This window comes from Dyadobacter fermentans DSM 18053 (genome assembly GCF_000023125.1).
Classification (GTDB): Bacteria; Bacteroidota; Bacteroidia; order Cytophagales; family Spirosomataceae; genus Dyadobacter; species Dyadobacter fermentans.
On record NC_013037.1, the window covers coordinates 3119224 to 3135410 of the forward strand.

Annotated in this window: 9 protein-coding genes; 2 read left to right on the forward strand and 7 right to left on the reverse strand. The window is 52.7% G+C overall.

Annotation, left to right across the window (positions count from 1 at the left end; translation table 11 throughout):
* Positions 1-85: 85 nt before the first annotated feature.
* From DFER_RS12490 to DFER_RS12515, 6 genes are all read right to left on the reverse strand, one after another.
* Positions 86-2668, reverse strand: coding sequence for a transcriptional regulator (locus tag DFER_RS12490; RefSeq protein WP_015811998.1), 2583 nt, complete (start codon positions 2666-2668; stop codon positions 86-88).
* 497 nt (positions 2669-3165) lie between these two features.
* Positions 3166-4320 (reverse strand): glycan-binding surface protein, encoded by a 1155-nt coding sequence (locus DFER_RS12495; protein WP_015811999.1) that lies wholly within the window; start codon positions 4318-4320, stop codon positions 3166-3168.
* A 13-nt stretch (positions 4321-4333) separates the two neighbouring features.
* Positions 4334-6013, reverse strand: a complete 1680-nt coding sequence (locus tag DFER_RS12500; protein WP_015812000.1) for a RagB/SusD family nutrient uptake outer membrane protein — start codon at positions 6011-6013, stop codon at positions 4334-4336.
* Positions 6014-6025: 12 nt separating this feature from the next.
* Positions 6026-9187, reverse strand: a complete 3162-nt coding sequence (locus tag DFER_RS12505) for a SusC/RagA family TonB-linked outer membrane protein (RefSeq protein ID WP_187293463.1) — start codon at positions 9185-9187, stop codon at positions 6026-6028.
* A 327-nt stretch (positions 9188-9514) separates the two neighbouring features.
* A complete protein-coding gene (locus DFER_RS12510; protein ID WP_015812002.1) occupies positions 9515-9940 on the reverse strand; it encodes a response regulator in 426 nt (141 codons plus the stop codon).
* Complete coding sequence (locus DFER_RS12515) at positions 9930-11336, reverse strand: PAS domain-containing protein (RefSeq protein ID WP_015812003.1); 1407 nt, start codon at positions 11334-11336, stop codon at positions 9930-9932. Before DFER_RS12515 ends, DFER_RS12510 begins: the two co-directional genes overlap by 11 nt.
* A gap of 187 nt (positions 11337-11523) precedes the next feature.
* On the opposite strand from DFER_RS12515, the gene DFER_RS12520 reads away from it, so the two are divergent.
* Together DFER_RS12520 and DFER_RS12525 are read left to right on the forward strand one after the other, a co-directional pair.
* On the forward strand, positions 11524-12045 hold the full coding sequence (locus DFER_RS12520) for a DUF4142 domain-containing protein (RefSeq protein WP_015812004.1): 522 nt from the start codon (positions 11524-11526) through the stop codon (positions 12043-12045).
* 22 nt (positions 12046-12067) lie between these two features.
* A complete protein-coding gene (locus DFER_RS12525) occupies positions 12068-12382 on the forward strand; it encodes a hypothetical protein (RefSeq protein ID WP_015812005.1) in 315 nt (104 codons plus the stop codon).
* Between the two features lie 12 nt (positions 12383-12394).
* On the opposite strand, the gene DFER_RS12530 is transcribed toward DFER_RS12525, so the two are convergent.
* Positions 12395-16186, reverse strand: coding sequence for a metallophosphoesterase (locus DFER_RS12530; RefSeq protein WP_015812006.1), 3792 nt, complete (start codon positions 16184-16186; stop codon positions 12395-12397).
* Between the last annotated feature and the right edge of the window lies 1 nt (position 16187).

Below are 16187 nucleotides of genomic sequence, written 5' to 3' on the forward strand. Positions count from 1 at the left end.
TTTTATGAGGGTTAAGTGATTTGAACAGAGGCCGCCGCTTGGCGGTCTCTGTTTTTTTACCCGTCGAAATTTTCGCGACCCACCATCATGAATGCAAAACCTCCGGCATGTCCTTCCGGAAATCCTCGCCGTAAATACGATTGTACTCGCGGGCGAAGTTTTCGAACGTCGTTTTCGCCAGGGAATGTTTGCCCAAGTACGCCAATGCCTTACATTTTAATATCATCGCCTCTTCGTTCACCGGATCAAAGTGGAAAACGTTGTTGGCAAGGTTAACGAGGAATTCCGCGTCGTCCGAGACCTTGACGGAGGCGGCGTAGCGCAGGTAAGCATCCACAATTTCGTTGGATATCTCGGATTTGAAACTGTCGAGCCATTCGTATTCGACATTCGCGAGGAAGTTTCCGCGCCTGGTAATACTCGCAAGCTCTGTGATAGTTTCCTTGGTGAGTAGTTTCTTGTTGCCGATGAGCGAAAGGTAATGTATATAGTCAACGTCGATCTTATCGTAATCGATGTTGATCTTCCAATAGCCGGTTTCTTTCGATACCTGACAATGCCTCATTTTGTCGAGGATCGCTTTCAGCTTGGCGATGTTCACCGAACGGTTGTTTCGGGCACTTTCCGAAGGTTTATCGAACCAGAGAAGCTCTTTCAATTTTTCGGAGCTGATACCATCCCCACGGATCGAATACAGCAATATTACCAGGAATAGCTCCTTTACCAACGGGCTGAATTGTTTCGTAATTTCATTTCCATGCTCGTCATAGAGCTGCAAATTCCCGAAAAGAAGGATACAGCTCTTGTATGGCACCGCCTTTTCGGCCACCTCCTCCTCATGTGCCAGCGCGCCTGAATCAGCTGCCAAGGACGCCTCTTCCACCTGCACCGGCCCGACTACCGGCGCTTTGGTTGCCTTTTGTTTGCCCAGTTGCCCCGGCATGTAGCGATACAACCAGTACACAAGCGCTAACCCGCCAATCACCGCCCCAATAATCCAAAGGCCGCCGCCAGCTGCGTTTGCAGTCGATGCCGCTCCTGGGTCGATTGTTTCCAATGGCGGGGCGTGGAGCGAGTAAATAGCGGCCTTCGTTTGCAAATTAGCATCCCTGTAAAGCGTCACAGCCACAAACCGCTCGTTGGCCTTGTCGTAATACAGATCAACAAATGACTCAATGTCAACAAATTGATAAGGAATTTTGGAACCGACTCTTGTATACTCCGGCCGAGTAAGCGAGCCACGAATCAGTTGCAGTTCTGAGCTATACCGGTGCTTTGGAAAGATCAGTGCGTAATATGAGCTGTCTTTTTCATTGATAATCATCGAATTACCGAACACAAAGTCCTCCTTGGGCACTTCCAGCTCATACATTTTGGTAAATTTTCGTTCGGCACGGTCGAAGTACAGCAGATCATACCAATTCCGGGGATTGAGCATTTGCTGGCCGGTGGAACTGCCATAACCTCCGATGACGTATGCACCTGTACGTGTGGCGCCCAACGCGGCCAGGTAGCGTGGGGCGAACAGCGAATCTTGCAGAGGCACTTGTTGCCAGGTGCCGGAGGGTAAATGATAACGCTGCACTTCCTTCTTGTATGCAAGGTGTCCGTAGCCCCCCAGCAGGTAAATGGACGAATCCGCTGGGGAAAGGAACTTGTTCGCATGCAGATAATAGGTCTTGGCCTGTGGTGCGATATTACTTTTGTCCCAGCTCCGGCTCGCGGTATCGAATGCGGAAACCTGCTTTTCATTCAAAAACACATTGTACAAGCGGTTTCTGCGACTATCGAACAAGACCTGATTATCGACGTAAACTGGTTGCTTGCCGCTCCGATAGGGCATTGGTGTCAACCGGTTACCAGCCAAACTGAACCGCACGAGCGAATCCTCTGCGACCAGAAACACGTTGCTGCCTTTTTCATCAAACCCTACCCTCACATAACCTTTCAAGGTGACGGTTTCTAGCAATTTCCACTCGTAATGCAGCTTTCTGATCCAGACAGGATTAGCCGCCAGCGCAGACCTCCGACGGATTCGTTCAGAAGCCTTGACACCCTCCGTTTCATTCAGCGGCCAATTGTACGCCAGTCGTCCATTCTCCCGAAGCTCGACATGCCTGATTTTCATCGGTGGCACATCGGTCGTTCGGAATTCCTTGTATTGATTTGCCCCGAAAAGAATTTTATAACAACCTTTCGCTGCATATTTGACCGGTTGAGAAAAACTCCGATTGCCGTAGATGACAGTAATCTGCCGCTGCTTTTTCTGAAAACGCAAAGTAATACGGTTCCACTTAGAGAAAAGGTTGTCGCCGCGGAAATCGAACGCGACGGGCGAAAACTGTTCGCCGATGATGAGCTTGAAATGGTCCTGGTTGACGGAACTGTTGTCGTAGATCAGGTCGATATTCTGTCGGTCGTCGCCGATGACGCGGACAATGTATCCAAAATAGGTCTTTTTGTTTCTGAGAAATGACAGTTCAAAGGACAGCTCAAAGTCGCCGTCGAAGCAAACGGGGCCTTCCGGGCTTAGGTCGAGGCCGGTCCTTTTATCCTGCACTACTTCGAAGCTTTCAAAACCGATTCCGTAGGATTGGGTTTGTGCGGCGCAGTCCATGCCCGATAAAATAAGCAACGAGATTAAAAAGAGAATAGAGCTGAATTTCATAAGAGGTTGCAGGAAAACGGCAAAAATTTTCCTCTCACAATGCATTTAAGGGTTCCGTTAATGGTTTGTTAAGCATTTCTTAAGTGACACCCTTTTATTTCGCGTTCGTTTTCCGGCTGCCACCAGGACGATATCCAGTTAAAATTAAACAATAACCGGGTTTTTCAATAACCCTTCAAACACAACAACCATTTTCAGGAAAGCCCGGAACCAAAGGCTATCCCTGATTTTCGAGCCAATAACTTCCCTGATATTAAAACCGAAACGCTAACTAAAAAGAAGTCAAGCCTAAACCCTGCCAAAAAAATAGCCCTCCGGCCAATACGGTCGGGGGCTATTTGTGATACTCAACGTTAATTATAATACAAAAATACTGTATACCATTAAGTGCCGGTATAGCGCAAAAACGTTGCAGGTGTAGACTAATCGCTACACGCCATATACAAGTACTTTCCAATCTTTTGCTTTGCAACTAACTATTGAGCCGCGCCATTCATTTACCTCCTTTGCACCACCCGGAAATTATCAAATGCCATATCGCAGTCCAGATCGCCGCCGCCGTGAAAAAGCAAGCGTGTGTAGTAGCCTTTCTCACTCACAACAAGCTTGGACCCGGCGCTTTCGTAGCTTGCCGCGATTTCCTGGAATGGGATTGTCACCGTCTGCCATTGCCCTTTGGTGTCGTACGGCGGTAGCCAGGTGTATTGGCTGTCGTTGAATCCGGCGGCCAGCCCGGCCGTGATCTTTAATACGTTATTGTTGTAAGGCTTAACCGTATTCACTTCGAATTTGAGGACATAATCAGCAGGTTTCAGGATTGCCGAATCGGGGATGTTCTTGCTGATGGCGCCCATTGCATCCGGCGGGCCACCGGCAACCTCAGTCCATTGCCAGCCACCGATTGGCTTTTTCACGTGGATATAGTTGCCATTAATGGCGGACGGATCGCCTGGGCCGGGCTTGGACACCACAAACGATGCATTCCACCAGCCGGTAAACGGATCGCTGCTGATAAATATGTTGCGGTTATCGCGAAACCAGAGATCGGATTTCGTCTCACCAAACTTCGTTTTTACTGTGATTGGACCTGGCTGGGCGCCTTCGGGTACGGTGACCTGGATTTCCTGGTCTTTTACCGCCACCACCGCTCCCGGCTTTCCACCCGCAAATGATACCGTGAGTGGCTCATAGAAAAAATCGCCGTGAATGGTTGCTATGCTGCCAGCCGGCACATATTCGCACACCATGGAGGTAACGAGCGGCTCGCTGATTTTCACCTCAAAATCGTGTTCGACTATTTTGCCATTGCCGAAGACGATCCGCAATTTATTACTAATCTCGCCAGGAATGTGGCCCGGAACCGTCACCAGAATAGTTGTGGCTGTGATGTAGCTTGGCGTGAGGCTGGCACGCTGGTCGTTGAACCAGATTTCCCGGGCATCATGCAAATTCTCTCCAACAATGGCGATCAGCTTGTCCTGTCCCGCGCTTGTGAGCAGCGAATCCGCAGATTCCGGATCGGTAACGCGAATGAATTTGATCACCGGCTCGCCGCCATTCGGCAAGTCGTCTTTCTGGCAGGAAACCGCCAGCACACCGATCAGCACGCAGATCGCACGATATATTATCCCGAAAATAAATGTCTTACTCATAAAATATTGGATGCTAATGCTGATAATCAATGGCCGGTTTTTGAAGATTAGGTGCCTGACTGAGCTCAGCCGACGGGATGGGCAGCAGGAAGTTGCCGCTGTTTGCATCTATTTTTCGCTCGGCGGTCGCCCAGGCTGTTTTGGTAAATGTCCACGATGTCGGATCGGGGAAACGATCGGGTTTGGTAAAGAAAAACCCGCGGTCTTGGGCATTCAAAATGGAGTAGGCCTTCGTAGGATTATAGTAATGCAAACTTACAAGATCATACCACGCCATTCCTTCCATCGCAAATTCAATGATCCGCTCCTTGAAAATCTGGTCGAATGTGAGCGCTCCCGTCGCGGGCGGCAGGCCCGCTCTTGTATGCACGCGATTGAAATATTCCAATGCGGTAGCATCCGTCGTCGAGGCGTTGTTGCCTACAACCGCCTCGGAGTAGGTCAGGTACATTTCGGCCAGGCGAAGCATATAGGTGTCGTGCCCGTAGTTCTGTTGCGCTGCCTGTCCTTTCACGTCAACTGCCTTTCCGGTAATGTATTTCTTAATGGCGATGAAGTTATTGTCTGTTCCCGCAAAAGGGAAAACCAGTTTCTGGCTCCCGCCGGGGATCGTCTGGGTGATCTCGGGATAGCTTGCGCCGGGCAGCATGAATGTCGCTTTCAGCCGCTGGTCTACCGTCCGGCCCTGAAGTACGTTTTCAGAAACCGTTTTGATGCCTTCGTACTGCTGGATCATCCACCAGGTGGCGCCTTTGTCGCCGCCCCAGCCATCGCCATTGGCAATATCCGGGCCGTATGCGAGATATGCCGGTGTGGAGTTTTGTGTGCCCCAGGCGCCCGGTGAGTACACCCATTGCAGCGAAAACAGCGATTCGGCATTGTTGTCGTAGGGAAAAAGAAATAGGTCGGAATATTTGCTGAGCAGCGACGCCCCGCTGAGCTTGATGACCCTTTCGGCATAGTACTTTGCGCTGTCCAGAAAAACCTGGTTGCGCTGCCCTGATGCCCCCGCTTCCACCCCTGCCCGCGTGAGGTAGAACCTGGCCATCATCCCCTCGGCCGACCATCTCGTGAGCCGACCCGTGCGAAGCGGCTTCTCTGGCAGGTCTTCGGCGATCTGCCGCATTTCGCCGGTGATGAATTTCCAGACGCTCTTGGGCGTGTTCCTTTGTACGGTTGTATCCGAAAGCAGCGTGAGGTTGTTTTCAATGATGGGCACCGCTCCCCAGTTCATGACCAGGAAACGGTAGGCAAGCGCGCGCATAAAACGTGCTTCGGCAATCGCATGCTTTTTGATGGCTGGCGAAACGGCGGGGCTTGCATATTTCTGGATGTTCTGGATGGTCAGGTTCGACTGCCCGACTACAATGAAAAACGAACGCCAGGCATAACCGTTCTCCGGCGTGTTCCCGGTAGTGTTGAAAAGCACATTGCCCCTGTCATTCCATGCCGAAAACGCTGTCCCGGCGCGAAAATCGCCCAGATTATAGGATGCCTTGTCATTGTAATCGAACCAAACTTTACTGTACAGCAATGCCGTACTCGCCAGCACCTGGTCGTCGGTCTGGTAAAAGCCTGCATCTACGATCGCATCTTTGGGCGGGCGTTCCAGAAAATCCCCGGAGCAGGCGACAAGCAGCACAAGCGGGAACAGCGCGATCAGTTTGGCGGTGATGTTTTTAAAGTCATTCATTAGCAGCCGTTTTTAGAAATCCAAACCTAAACTGAATGTGTACACGGCCGTCAGCGGATACCGTCCGTAATCCAGGCCGATCGCCTGATTAGCAGGGCTGGCGTCCCGAGAAACATAGGCGCCTACTTCGGGATCGAACCCGGAATAGCGGGTCAGCGTTGCGACGTTCTGAGCGCCCACCGTTAGCCGCGCTCCTCTGATCACCTTCTGCCGCGACACAAGCGAAACCGGCAGGTTGTAGGTTAGCGATATGTTTTTAACGCGAACAAACGAGCCGTCTTCCACCCATTTATCGGTATGCCGGCCAAAGTTGCCGTTTGGCCCATTGGAAATGCGCGCGACGTCCGTTCCCGGGTTCGACAGCCCGACCGTCCCGTCCGTGTTGGTGACGGGCCGGGCGTAATCCATCGCATGTATAAGCAAGTTCCGGCTCAGGTTGATATGACTGGCATTGGTATTGAGCTTGCCCAGGAAATTGTAGACGTCGTTTCCGTAGGTACTCGTTAGCAAAATGCTCAAATCGAAACCTTTGTAAGAAAATGTATTGGTGAATCCCGCGAACATTTTCGGCCACGGGTTGCCGATTACCGTCTGGTCTTTCTCATTGATGATGCCGTCCCCGTTTACATCCTTGAATTTCACATCGCCTACCCAGATATTACTTTCATTGACAGGCAATTTCACACCGTTGTTATCGACTGGCAATGGACTGTTTTCTATCTCTTCAACCGTTTGAAATAAGCCCTCTTCAATGTAGCCGCGGAATAGCCAGGGCGCCTTACCCACTTCGCAACGCTGCGTCCAGTCGGCGAGCCACCAGGAAGTGCGATCTACAAACGCCGCATCGGAATAGAACGATTTGATTTTAGTCTTGAAACTGGAAATGTTCAGGCTCGACTCCCATTTGAAACCGCCCCGGTTTACATTGACGGTGTTCACCGTGATCCCCCACCCTTTGTTCTGCAACGCGCCGATGTTCACCGTCGGCGAACCCACGGCACCGGTCCCATTCGTGCCCATGTACCACGGCAGCGGCTTTTCCATGAGCAGGTTGTCGGTGTTTTTGATGTAATAGTCAACTTCGAGCTGAATGCGGTTCTGGAACAGGGCCAGGTTCAGGCCGAAGTTGTTTGTTTTTGTCTCTTCCCATTTCAGCCCTGCATTGGCATATTTGGTGGGAAGAAACCCCGTAGTGGTGGGCGTGGCGCCGGTACCCATGGGCGAATAAATGCCCCCGCTGCCCTGGTTACCGGTCACACCGGTTTCAAAACGCAGTTTCAGTTCGTTTACCGCTGCAATATTGAAAAACGGCTCCTGCGACACGCGCCACGCAGCCGACACCGACGGGAAAAAGCCCCATTTATTATCCGCACCGAAATTGGCAGACCCATCCCTCCGAACGGTTCCCGTCACGATGTACCGGTCGCCGAAGTTGTAATTAAGCCTTCCCAGATACGATTCCATTGCCCATTCGCCCGATCCGCCCGAATTACCGGCAGTGAGCGCATCTCCGGCTGCCAGGTCGAGGATGTCGTTCGTCAGAAAGCCCGTCCTCGATCCGGCCAGGTTTTTCCACGACGATTCCTGCGATTCGTGGCTGAGCATGAGGTTGATACTGTGCTTGCCCCACTGTTTGTTGTACTCCACCAACTGGTTCCAGTTCCAGTAGGTATTCAGGCCGGAGCCGTTCGTATATGAGGCAGTTACGTTTTGGGCCCAGCCTATTTTGTAAGTCGGGATGTAGTAGGATGAGTTGGAAAAACCCAGGTTCGTATTGAACGACGTTCTGAAATGCAGCCCTTCCATGAGCCTGACACCGACGTTAAGCCCGCCGAGCAACTGTCTTCTGGTCAGTTTGTTGGTCGTCAGATTGGCAATGGCGATCGGGTTCACGGGGGCGAAAATGTTGGCGCCGTTATTTTCATCGCCGCCGCCCCAGCTACCGTCCAGGTTCCGGACCGGCACTTGCGGCGTCAGCTGCAATGCATTTGAAATGATGTTTTCCTGGCTGGATGTGAGGTTATCGTTTGTTTGGTTAAAACTGAGATTGGCCCCGATGCTCGCCCATTCACGTGGTTTATTGTCGAGATTGACGCGGAATGCGTACCGGTTAAATCCGGAACCGAGGGCCACACCGTCCTGCTTGAGGTATTCGCCCGACAAATAGTAAGTAGTGCGCTCGTTGCCGCCGCTGAGGCTAAGCTGGTGTTTGTGCATGGCCGCGTTTTTGAACAATTCCTTCTGCCAGTCGGTACCTTTGCCGAGCAGTGAAGGGTCCAGAAATTCTTCGGGCGTTTCACCGCCAGCAAGTTGGTGGTATTCTCCCACCATTTGCGCGTATTGTTGCAAATCCATTACTTTCAATGGCTTAGGCGGAGTTTGAAGGCTGAATTGATATCCATAGGAGACCTTCGAATCGCCGGATTTGCCTCTTTTGGTGGTGATCAGGAGTACGCCGTTCGTGGCCCGGGAGCCGTAAATTGCGGTAGCAGACGGCCCTTGCAGCACTTCCACCGATTCGATATCGGCCGGGTTTAAACCCGCCAATGGATTGGAAGAGCTCTGCGCCCCGAACGACACCGACTGTCCCTGGATTTGTACACCATCCACCACATACAATGGCTCATTACTGCCGCTGATGGAATTGACACCCCTGATATTCACCGAAATACCGCCGCCCGGTTGCCCCGAGTTCTGCGTCACATACACGCCAGCCGCCCGACCCTGAATGGCCTGTTCCAAAGTAGTATTGGTCGTGCGGGCAATGTCCCTGGCCGACACCGAAGTTTGCGCAGTCGTCAGATCGGCCCTTTTCATTTCACCATAGCCCACCACAACTACCTCGTTCAATGCTTTGGCATCGACTTTCATTGTCACGTTCACCTCCGAACGTGCCCCAATCGGTATTTCCTGCGACAGGTAGCCTACAAAAGAGAAGATCAGCGCATCCTCTCCGGACGCGGTTTCCAGCTCATACCTCCCTGCCGCATTGGTAGTCGTTCCGCGCGAAGTGCCTTTAATTACCACGCTTACCCCGGCCAGCGGGTCGCCTTTTTCATCACTCACATGCCCCCTTATCATTGCATTCACACCCTGTTCGTTCCCCACCAGCGGCACCGCCACGGCAACGCGATGCGCAAGCGTGAGTAAGGAAAACACCGCGACTGCAAGCATCCGGAAAAAGAGCTTTTTCGTGACACCCAATACAAGTTTTCTGAGAGGTAGATTTCCGGGCATAGTATCGATCACATTGGTTCCGATTGTCAGAAAAGACAGGTTATAAGCCTGCCCAGCCGTGCCGCAAGACGCTGCGTTACAGACCATTCATTGAGACAAATTACCCTCATTAGGATACACCAAGCAACCGTGAATCCGCCCGTTGCATCGCCAATCCAGCGAACGACGGTGATGATTGACAAGTAGCAAATGTGAATGATCAGGCGGGAGCGCCCGCCGGGAGAGAAGTTGGTATTTTGAGCGCAAAGAGATTTGCGTGCGCCCCTACTCGGGCATGAAGTCGCCGAAGAAACGGCGCAGTTTTTCGGAGCCGATAATGCGGCGGCAGGTCTCGATCGTGAGGGGTTTTTGCTGGTAGTCGATCACCTGGGCGAACATCAGCGCGCGGGCTTTCTCGCTTTCCTCCGTGGCGGAGCTTACCATCACGATCAGCAGTTGTTCAAGATAGGGCTTGTCGCGGACGGCGCTCAGGAATTCCCAGCCGTTCATGACCGGCATATTGATATCGAGCAGCACTAAAAAGGTCGTTTCCACAGTCTGGTGGGCATCCAGGTAGTCCAGCGCTTCTTGTCCGTTGTAACAAAGCACGGCATCGCGCGACACGCCGCTCCTTTTGAGAAACGTCTCATGGAGAAACAACATCACCTTGTCGTCGTCCACCAAAAGGATTTTAAGCCCGTCATTCGTCATCGTTCTGAACTTTATCTGCTTTGTGTACAATCTCCCGGATCACTTCGTCCAGTTCACCAGCCGACGACCTGATCAGCGATAGCACCGTTTCAAGGGGCATTCCCCCGCAGTCACCCGAATGGAGCAAATCGGCGAGGCCCATCAGGCGTGTCAATGGCGCCCGCACCACGTGTGATTGCGTCCAGGCAATCTCCCTCAGCCTTTCATTCTGCTGGCGATAGCGTTCGTTGCTGACGAGCAGCGCCCGTGCTTTCTCCACCGCATCGGTGATGTCCCTCGAATTGGCCACGACGCCGCCCACAGCCGGATCGTCGCTCATATTGGTAGCCGTTGTTGTGATCCACCTGTAAGTGCCCGCCCCGTCCATAAACCGGTAGGGTTCCGTTTTGATCTGCCGATGCTCGCTGATGGTTAAAAATAGTGCCAGAACTGCCTCGCGATCATCGGGATGTATCCAGTCGAATGCATTTTTACCTATAAACTCCTCGGGCCGAATTCCGAGAATCGGGTGGCTGCTTTCGCTGACGAACATGTAGTTACCCCGCTTGTCGACGATCGCAATGAGGTCTGCCCCTTCCTGGACCAATGCCTTAAAGCGCCGCTCGCTCTCCATGAGTTCGCGTTTCTTTTCCAGGCGCTCGGTCACGTCGGTGATTACGCACATGTGCATGCCGGGAAGAATGTTGGGTTTTGCATTGAAACTTCCGGTGATATGAGAGCCGTTTTTGCGCGCTATTTTCATCAAACCGTTGAGAATTTCACCATTGAGGAAGTTCTTCCATACCACATGAAAGGGTATTCCCTGCGGCAGCTGGAGAAAATCGTCGATGTGCATGCCTTGCAGCTCTGCCGACTGATAGCCGAGGAGACGGAGTGTGGCTTCGTTCATGTCCACGCAGCAGCCATGGTCGTCGCAGAGTACGATGGCGTCGGTGGTGTTGTCGAAAATCGCTTTGAATTTGTTCTCGGAAGCCCTGCGCTCGCGTTCGGACGCAACCCACGTGGTGACGTCGGTGGATAGGACCAATTCCGCTTTCCGGCCTTGCATGTACACGATATTGCTCTGGATCAGCACGTCGATAACCTCGCCGTTCTTCCTGCTGTGCCTGTAAAATCCGGACGTATACAGCCTGGTGTGCTGCCGCACCAGTTCTACGCTTTGCAGCACTGCCGGTACGTCTTCCTGTGGCCTGAGCGCCAGGATCGTCATAGTCAGGAACTCCTCGCGGGTGTAACCGTAGTTGCGCACGGCCGCCTCATTCACATCCAATATGCGATAGGTTTCCACGTCATATACCCACATCGGCTGTGGGTTGAGGTCAAAAAGTTCGTGGTACATTACCTCTGAAGCCAATGGCTTCTCATTCTCAAATCCTTCCTGCTTCTCTGTACTCATTCAATTTCACCCCTGGCGGGAATAGGTGCTTTGCCTTTCGATAAATATACAAGCGTTCGCGAGAGAACCGTGAACCGACTCCCGCAATCTAGTTTATTTTTTTGATTTTGTAGAATTAATAGTACTAATCTCCGGAGCACGTTGGCACAATAATTATTCCTCAATGGCAAAAACAAACTAAAACTATATGCGCGGTTACATACTCCTGCTACTTACAGCCATTTTTTTTGCAAGCGCTGCCTGCGAAGACGACAAGACGGCCGATTCCGGTTCGCTCACTGATATCGACAGACAATTTCTCCTCGCTGCGGCCGACGATGCCCTGTACCAGGTCAATGCGGGAAAAGTAGCCGCCGCGGGAGCTACCGAAGATAAAATCGGAGAATATGGTGATGAAATGACCAAAAACCACACGCAGGCCGGACAGGAGTTACAGAGGCTCGCCGCCGCCCGCGACCTGAACCTCCCTACCACGCTCTCGGACGACCGGCAACTTCAACTCGACAGCCTCTCGGGGAATTCGGGTGTAACATTGGATACATTATATGTAAAGCAGATGATCTCGGCGCAGGAAAGAGCCGTGCATATGATGGAAATCCAGTCCACCAGCGGGCATGACGCCGAACTGAAACAATGGGCAACCGGCAGGTTGCCCGTGGTGCAGCAATTTGCAGAACGCGCCAAAGCAATGCGGGATTCGGTAAATTGAACAGGCAATAACCCCAATTGACATGCAAAGGACACTCATTGGAATATTTGAAAGCGCCGCCGAAGCCCGGCAGGCGCTGGAAGCATTGCTCACCGCCGGCTTCCGCCACCACATCATGGAGGTCAGCGATCATGTGGATACCGCCGACGACCGCCTGACCGACGGGCAAATGACCGATACCACCGACCCCCCGGCCGCAGACGACGGTACACTAGCCCCGGAGAAAACCGGCGCCATCCTGACCATCCGGCTCGACGACGCCGATGAAATCCTGCGGGCAACGGAAATTATGGACGATTTTGGCGCAATGGACATCAACGAATTCACAAAACCGTAACGCCGCCTGGCATCAAAACCAGAACCCGAGCTGCACGGCAATCCGCGGTTTTTCTTCGCTTTTTTCTTTGGGAATAAATGCGCCTGCGGCAATGGTGAGCGCGTCCACAGGCGAAAGCCAGATGCCGCCGCCGTAATTGTAATGCCATTTGTCCGACGATTCGCCTTCCTGCCACACGCGGCCGTAATCGAAACCGGCGAAAATACCGTACGTGAGCGGCAATGCGGGGTTATAGCTGCTGCCAAGGCGGAGGCGCAGGTCGGTATCGTGCCACAGTGCGCTATGTCCGTAAAAGCGCTCGGTCCGGTAACCTCTCAGACCGAGTTTCCCGCCGATGTTGGGCATTTGAAAAAACTGGAACCCGCTGCCGAAATTGACGCCCGTTCCCACCTGCGTGGCCAGAATGAGGTTTTCCTTCTGGTCCAGGGCGGTATACCAGGCAAACTGAGCGCGAAGCCCCGTGAAATTCCGGTCTGTTTTGAGGTCGCTCGTCCAATTCAGTGCCGCATTGAAACGAATGCCGGTATGAGGCGAGAAAATGTTGTCAACGCTGCTGAAACTGAAGGTAAATTTGGCACCGCTGTAATATTTTGTTTTGAAAATATCCTCAGGCAAGCCGTTTTCACTGTTCACGATATATCTCCCCCCTGTTGCCTGAATGTCGTTTACCTCGAACACCGGCCCCAGTGTAATGAAGCCATTATGCCCTCCAAAGCGCTTTTTCAATGCAGGATAAATGTAGAACGCACTCTGGCGCACGCGGTAAAAGTCGGCGTCGTCCACTACCCGCACGCTTTCATTGCCCAGGCCGGCGTAGTTGAATGCATAGCGCGGGCCGCGGTAATGGCTGTCGATATAAAAATCAAATTTTTTGAATGCATTGATAAAATCACCCGTGTAGTTGACCTTGAAGCCCTGCGTTTTGGCGGCAAAGCTCGCGCCGATGGACTGTACCGAAGCATAAGGCTCTTTTTTGAAACCATATTTAGTCACATTCACGGCACCGCCGATGAAAAAGCCGTCGTCGGGGTTGGCTCCCAGTACGGGCAGCGGCAGGGTGATGTCATAGTTGCTATCCGCGCTCCGGCGGTCGTATACATTGAAACGGTACAGGCTTGTGCGCTTGTCTTTTGTGTCCGGCCCGGCGATAATGGTATTATTTTTCAGATCGTCGTAAAAGAGCGTTTTCTTCCCTCCTCCGCGCACGCGTGCACTGTCCGCAAAAACGTCCTTGCCCAGCCCGCCGATCAGCCGCAGTTTAATGCCCTTGCGAACATCGCCTTTTACGATAAATTCGTCGTCGTCGCCATTTCCATAAATATTGATAGCCTGGGTCACGGCATTTTCGAATATGCGCTGGTAATTCTGGTGCTTAATGCGGCCTTCCTTCCCTGTTTCGTACACCGTCACACGCGTACGGACATCGTCCATTCGTTCGATCACGAAGCGTTCCTTTTCCTCGGTGCCGATCACATTCACCTCCCTGCTCACGAATTCGTAATGCGTCCGCGCTATTTCCATCAAATGCGCCCGGCGCGCCTTCAAGCCTTCGATCATTCTGGGCGCGGCCATTTCACGCGCTTTCGCCGGCCAGTCTTTGAATGAGGCCTCTATCACCTCGTCGGTCATATTTTGCTGGATGAATTTCACTTGCTCTTCCCATTGCTCCCAGGGAAGTTCGTTCAGGAATGTGCGGTCGAACAGGCGCGCGCTCCATGTGGTCCATTTCATGCTCTGAATTTCGGGGCCGTAGGTTTGCAGCTGCCGCAGGAATGGCAGTGTTTGCCTGGCGATATTGGTCAAAAAGCCGTCGTAGCGCGAAAATGCCTGGTCGCGGTCACGCGGGATCGGGCGGTAGCGCGTCGTGCCATCCGGTTGTTTGGTCGATGACCAGGCCCATTGGTCGTCGTGGCGGTCCCAGTCGCCGATGAGAAAATCGAGCAGGCGCGTGCGGATCGCCCACGGTTCGTCGACCTTGTTTTTACTTTTTTCAAGCAATGCTTCCACCAGTTCGGGCGTGCTTACGATCTTATCGGGGTTTCCGAAGAAATCGGCATGCTTCCATCTCTTGCCATCGGCGCGTTCTTCGACGAGGTTCATCGTGCCGCCAAAAAGACCATTGAAAGTCCCCAGCCCGGGCTGCGCAGGCACGTAGTACATGCGGGGATTGGTATGATATACATTGATCGCCTCCGCCAGCGCAGGCATATTCAAGGGGGCAAAGGGGTTAGTCGACAAAAAGTTGTCCTCCACCAGATACTGCGCGGCGATCATCTGGTTGAACGGGAACGGCAAAAACCGGCTCACGTCCTTGGTAAGCCCGCGCATGGCATACTCCCTGCCGTCTTTGTCGCGGAGCCGCAGTGAGTTCGTCTGGTTTCCCCCACCCTGTTTTACAGGCACTACCCCGCCTCGATAAGTGGCCAAATCGAGCACCGGGAAGCGGTATTGTTGCAGGTAAAGCGGCCGGTAATGCTCGCCGAGCATGGCCTTATGTATTTTTCCAATGGGTTTGACCTGCCCGCTCGTGATAAATTTCGTTGTCGAATCGGCGTGCTGGTTGTATTCGGTGAATGCGACGGTGGAATCGGGCACCTCAACCTGCTGCTTGTCCTTCACTTTGTGCTGAAAAACGAGCTTCGCGTCCTTGCCATCGGGCGTCACTTCCCAGAATTTCGCCCAGGTTTCGCCTCCGGCATAGAAGCTCAGCGTCGAAAATCCGAGTTTTGAGGCAGAAAACAGCGAGCCCTTTCCCAGGCTTACCGGACTGCTTTTAGATCCGCTCCCACTTACGATGAACTCCTGTCCATCGTTTTCGATAAACTGCAATGCATGTTCGTGGCCGCTGGCGAAGATGAACTTGCCATTCTTTTTCGCACCCGCAAGCACCGCCGTGCGCAGTTCCTTATAATGTTTGTTGGCCACATCCTGTCGCGAGCCGATCGTGGCGCGGAACAATGCGCTCAGGCTTCCGATCACCGGAAGCGGGATGTAGAGCTTCGGGTTCAGTTCGGTGAGCGGGAAAATGTGTTGTTTTATGGTAAAACGACCACCGTGAGGCCCATAAGTGTAGGGCGGATGGTGCATGGCAATCACCACGTTTTTGTTCCGGTACTTCCGTACTACATTCTCCCATACGAATCGGAACTGCTCCCGGTTCTTGATCTCGCAGCCGTCGTTGATCTTCTGGTCCCGGTCCCAGTCGGTGAGCCACCATTGCGAGTCGGCGACGATGATCACGACATTATCATTCAGTTCCACCACTTCCGGGCCGGAACAGCCGTTCAATGGCAGGAAATAGTCTTCGTATTCTTCCTTATCCTTCTTCCCGCGTGCCTCATTAATGTGCTTTTGAATGTACTTTTCCTGCCTTTTCAAACCTTTCACGCCCCAGCCGCGCCAGTCGTGGTTGCCGGGCACGAATATGGGGTGGCCTTTGAAATTTTCCAGCATTTTGAGCTGGGAGTCAATGCGGAATTCAGCCACTTTTCGCGCGGCGGAATCTTCCGAAGGCGGCATGCCCGATTCATAAATATTATCCCCCAGGAACAGGATAGAGCTGTTTTTCGACTCGGTACCGAGTTTCGTTTTGAGGTATTCCAAAACCGGCGCGCGGTCGTCTGGCGAGTCGTTGCCCGCGTCGCCTACCAGGTACATCGTATGTTTCAGTTCCAATGCCGCATCAGGCGAGGCCGATTGCCATTGTGCACCTTCCTTCGAAAACCGGGTTTTGTAGGTGGCGCAGGAGGAAACGCCTGCCAGAATGGTCCCGAATGCAAGTAACCGGAGTAAATATCTATTCATA

Coding starts and splice junctions, on each gene's coding strand:
- DFER_RS12490 (WP_015811998.1), bottom strand. CDS start 2,668: ATGAAATTCAGCTCTATTCTCTTTTTAATCTCGTTGCTTATTTTATCG.
- DFER_RS12495 (WP_015811999.1), bottom strand. CDS start 4,320: ATGAGTAAGACATTTATTTTCGGGATAATATATCGTGCGATCTGCGTG.
- DFER_RS12500 (WP_015812000.1), bottom strand. CDS start 6,013: ATGAATGACTTTAAAAACATCACCGCCAAACTGATCGCGCTGTTCCCG.
- DFER_RS12505 (WP_187293463.1), bottom strand. CDS start 9,187: ATGCTTGCAGTCGCGGTGTTTTCCTTACTCACGCTTGCGCATCGCGTT.
- DFER_RS12510 (WP_015812002.1), bottom strand. CDS start 9,940: ATGACGAATGACGGGCTTAAAATCCTTTTGGTGGACGACGACAAGGTG.
- DFER_RS12515 (WP_015812003.1), bottom strand. CDS start 11,336: ATGAGTACAGAGAAGCAGGAAGGATTTGAGAATGAGAAGCCATTGGCT.
- DFER_RS12520 (WP_015812004.1), top strand. CDS start 11,524: ATGCGCGGTTACATACTCCTGCTACTTACAGCCATTTTTTTTGCAAGC.
- DFER_RS12525 (WP_015812005.1), top strand. CDS start 12,068: ATGCAAAGGACACTCATTGGAATATTTGAAAGCGCCGCCGAAGCCCGG.
- DFER_RS12530 (WP_015812006.1), bottom strand. CDS start 16,186: ATGAATAGATATTTACTCCGGTTACTTGCATTCGGGACCATTCTGGCA.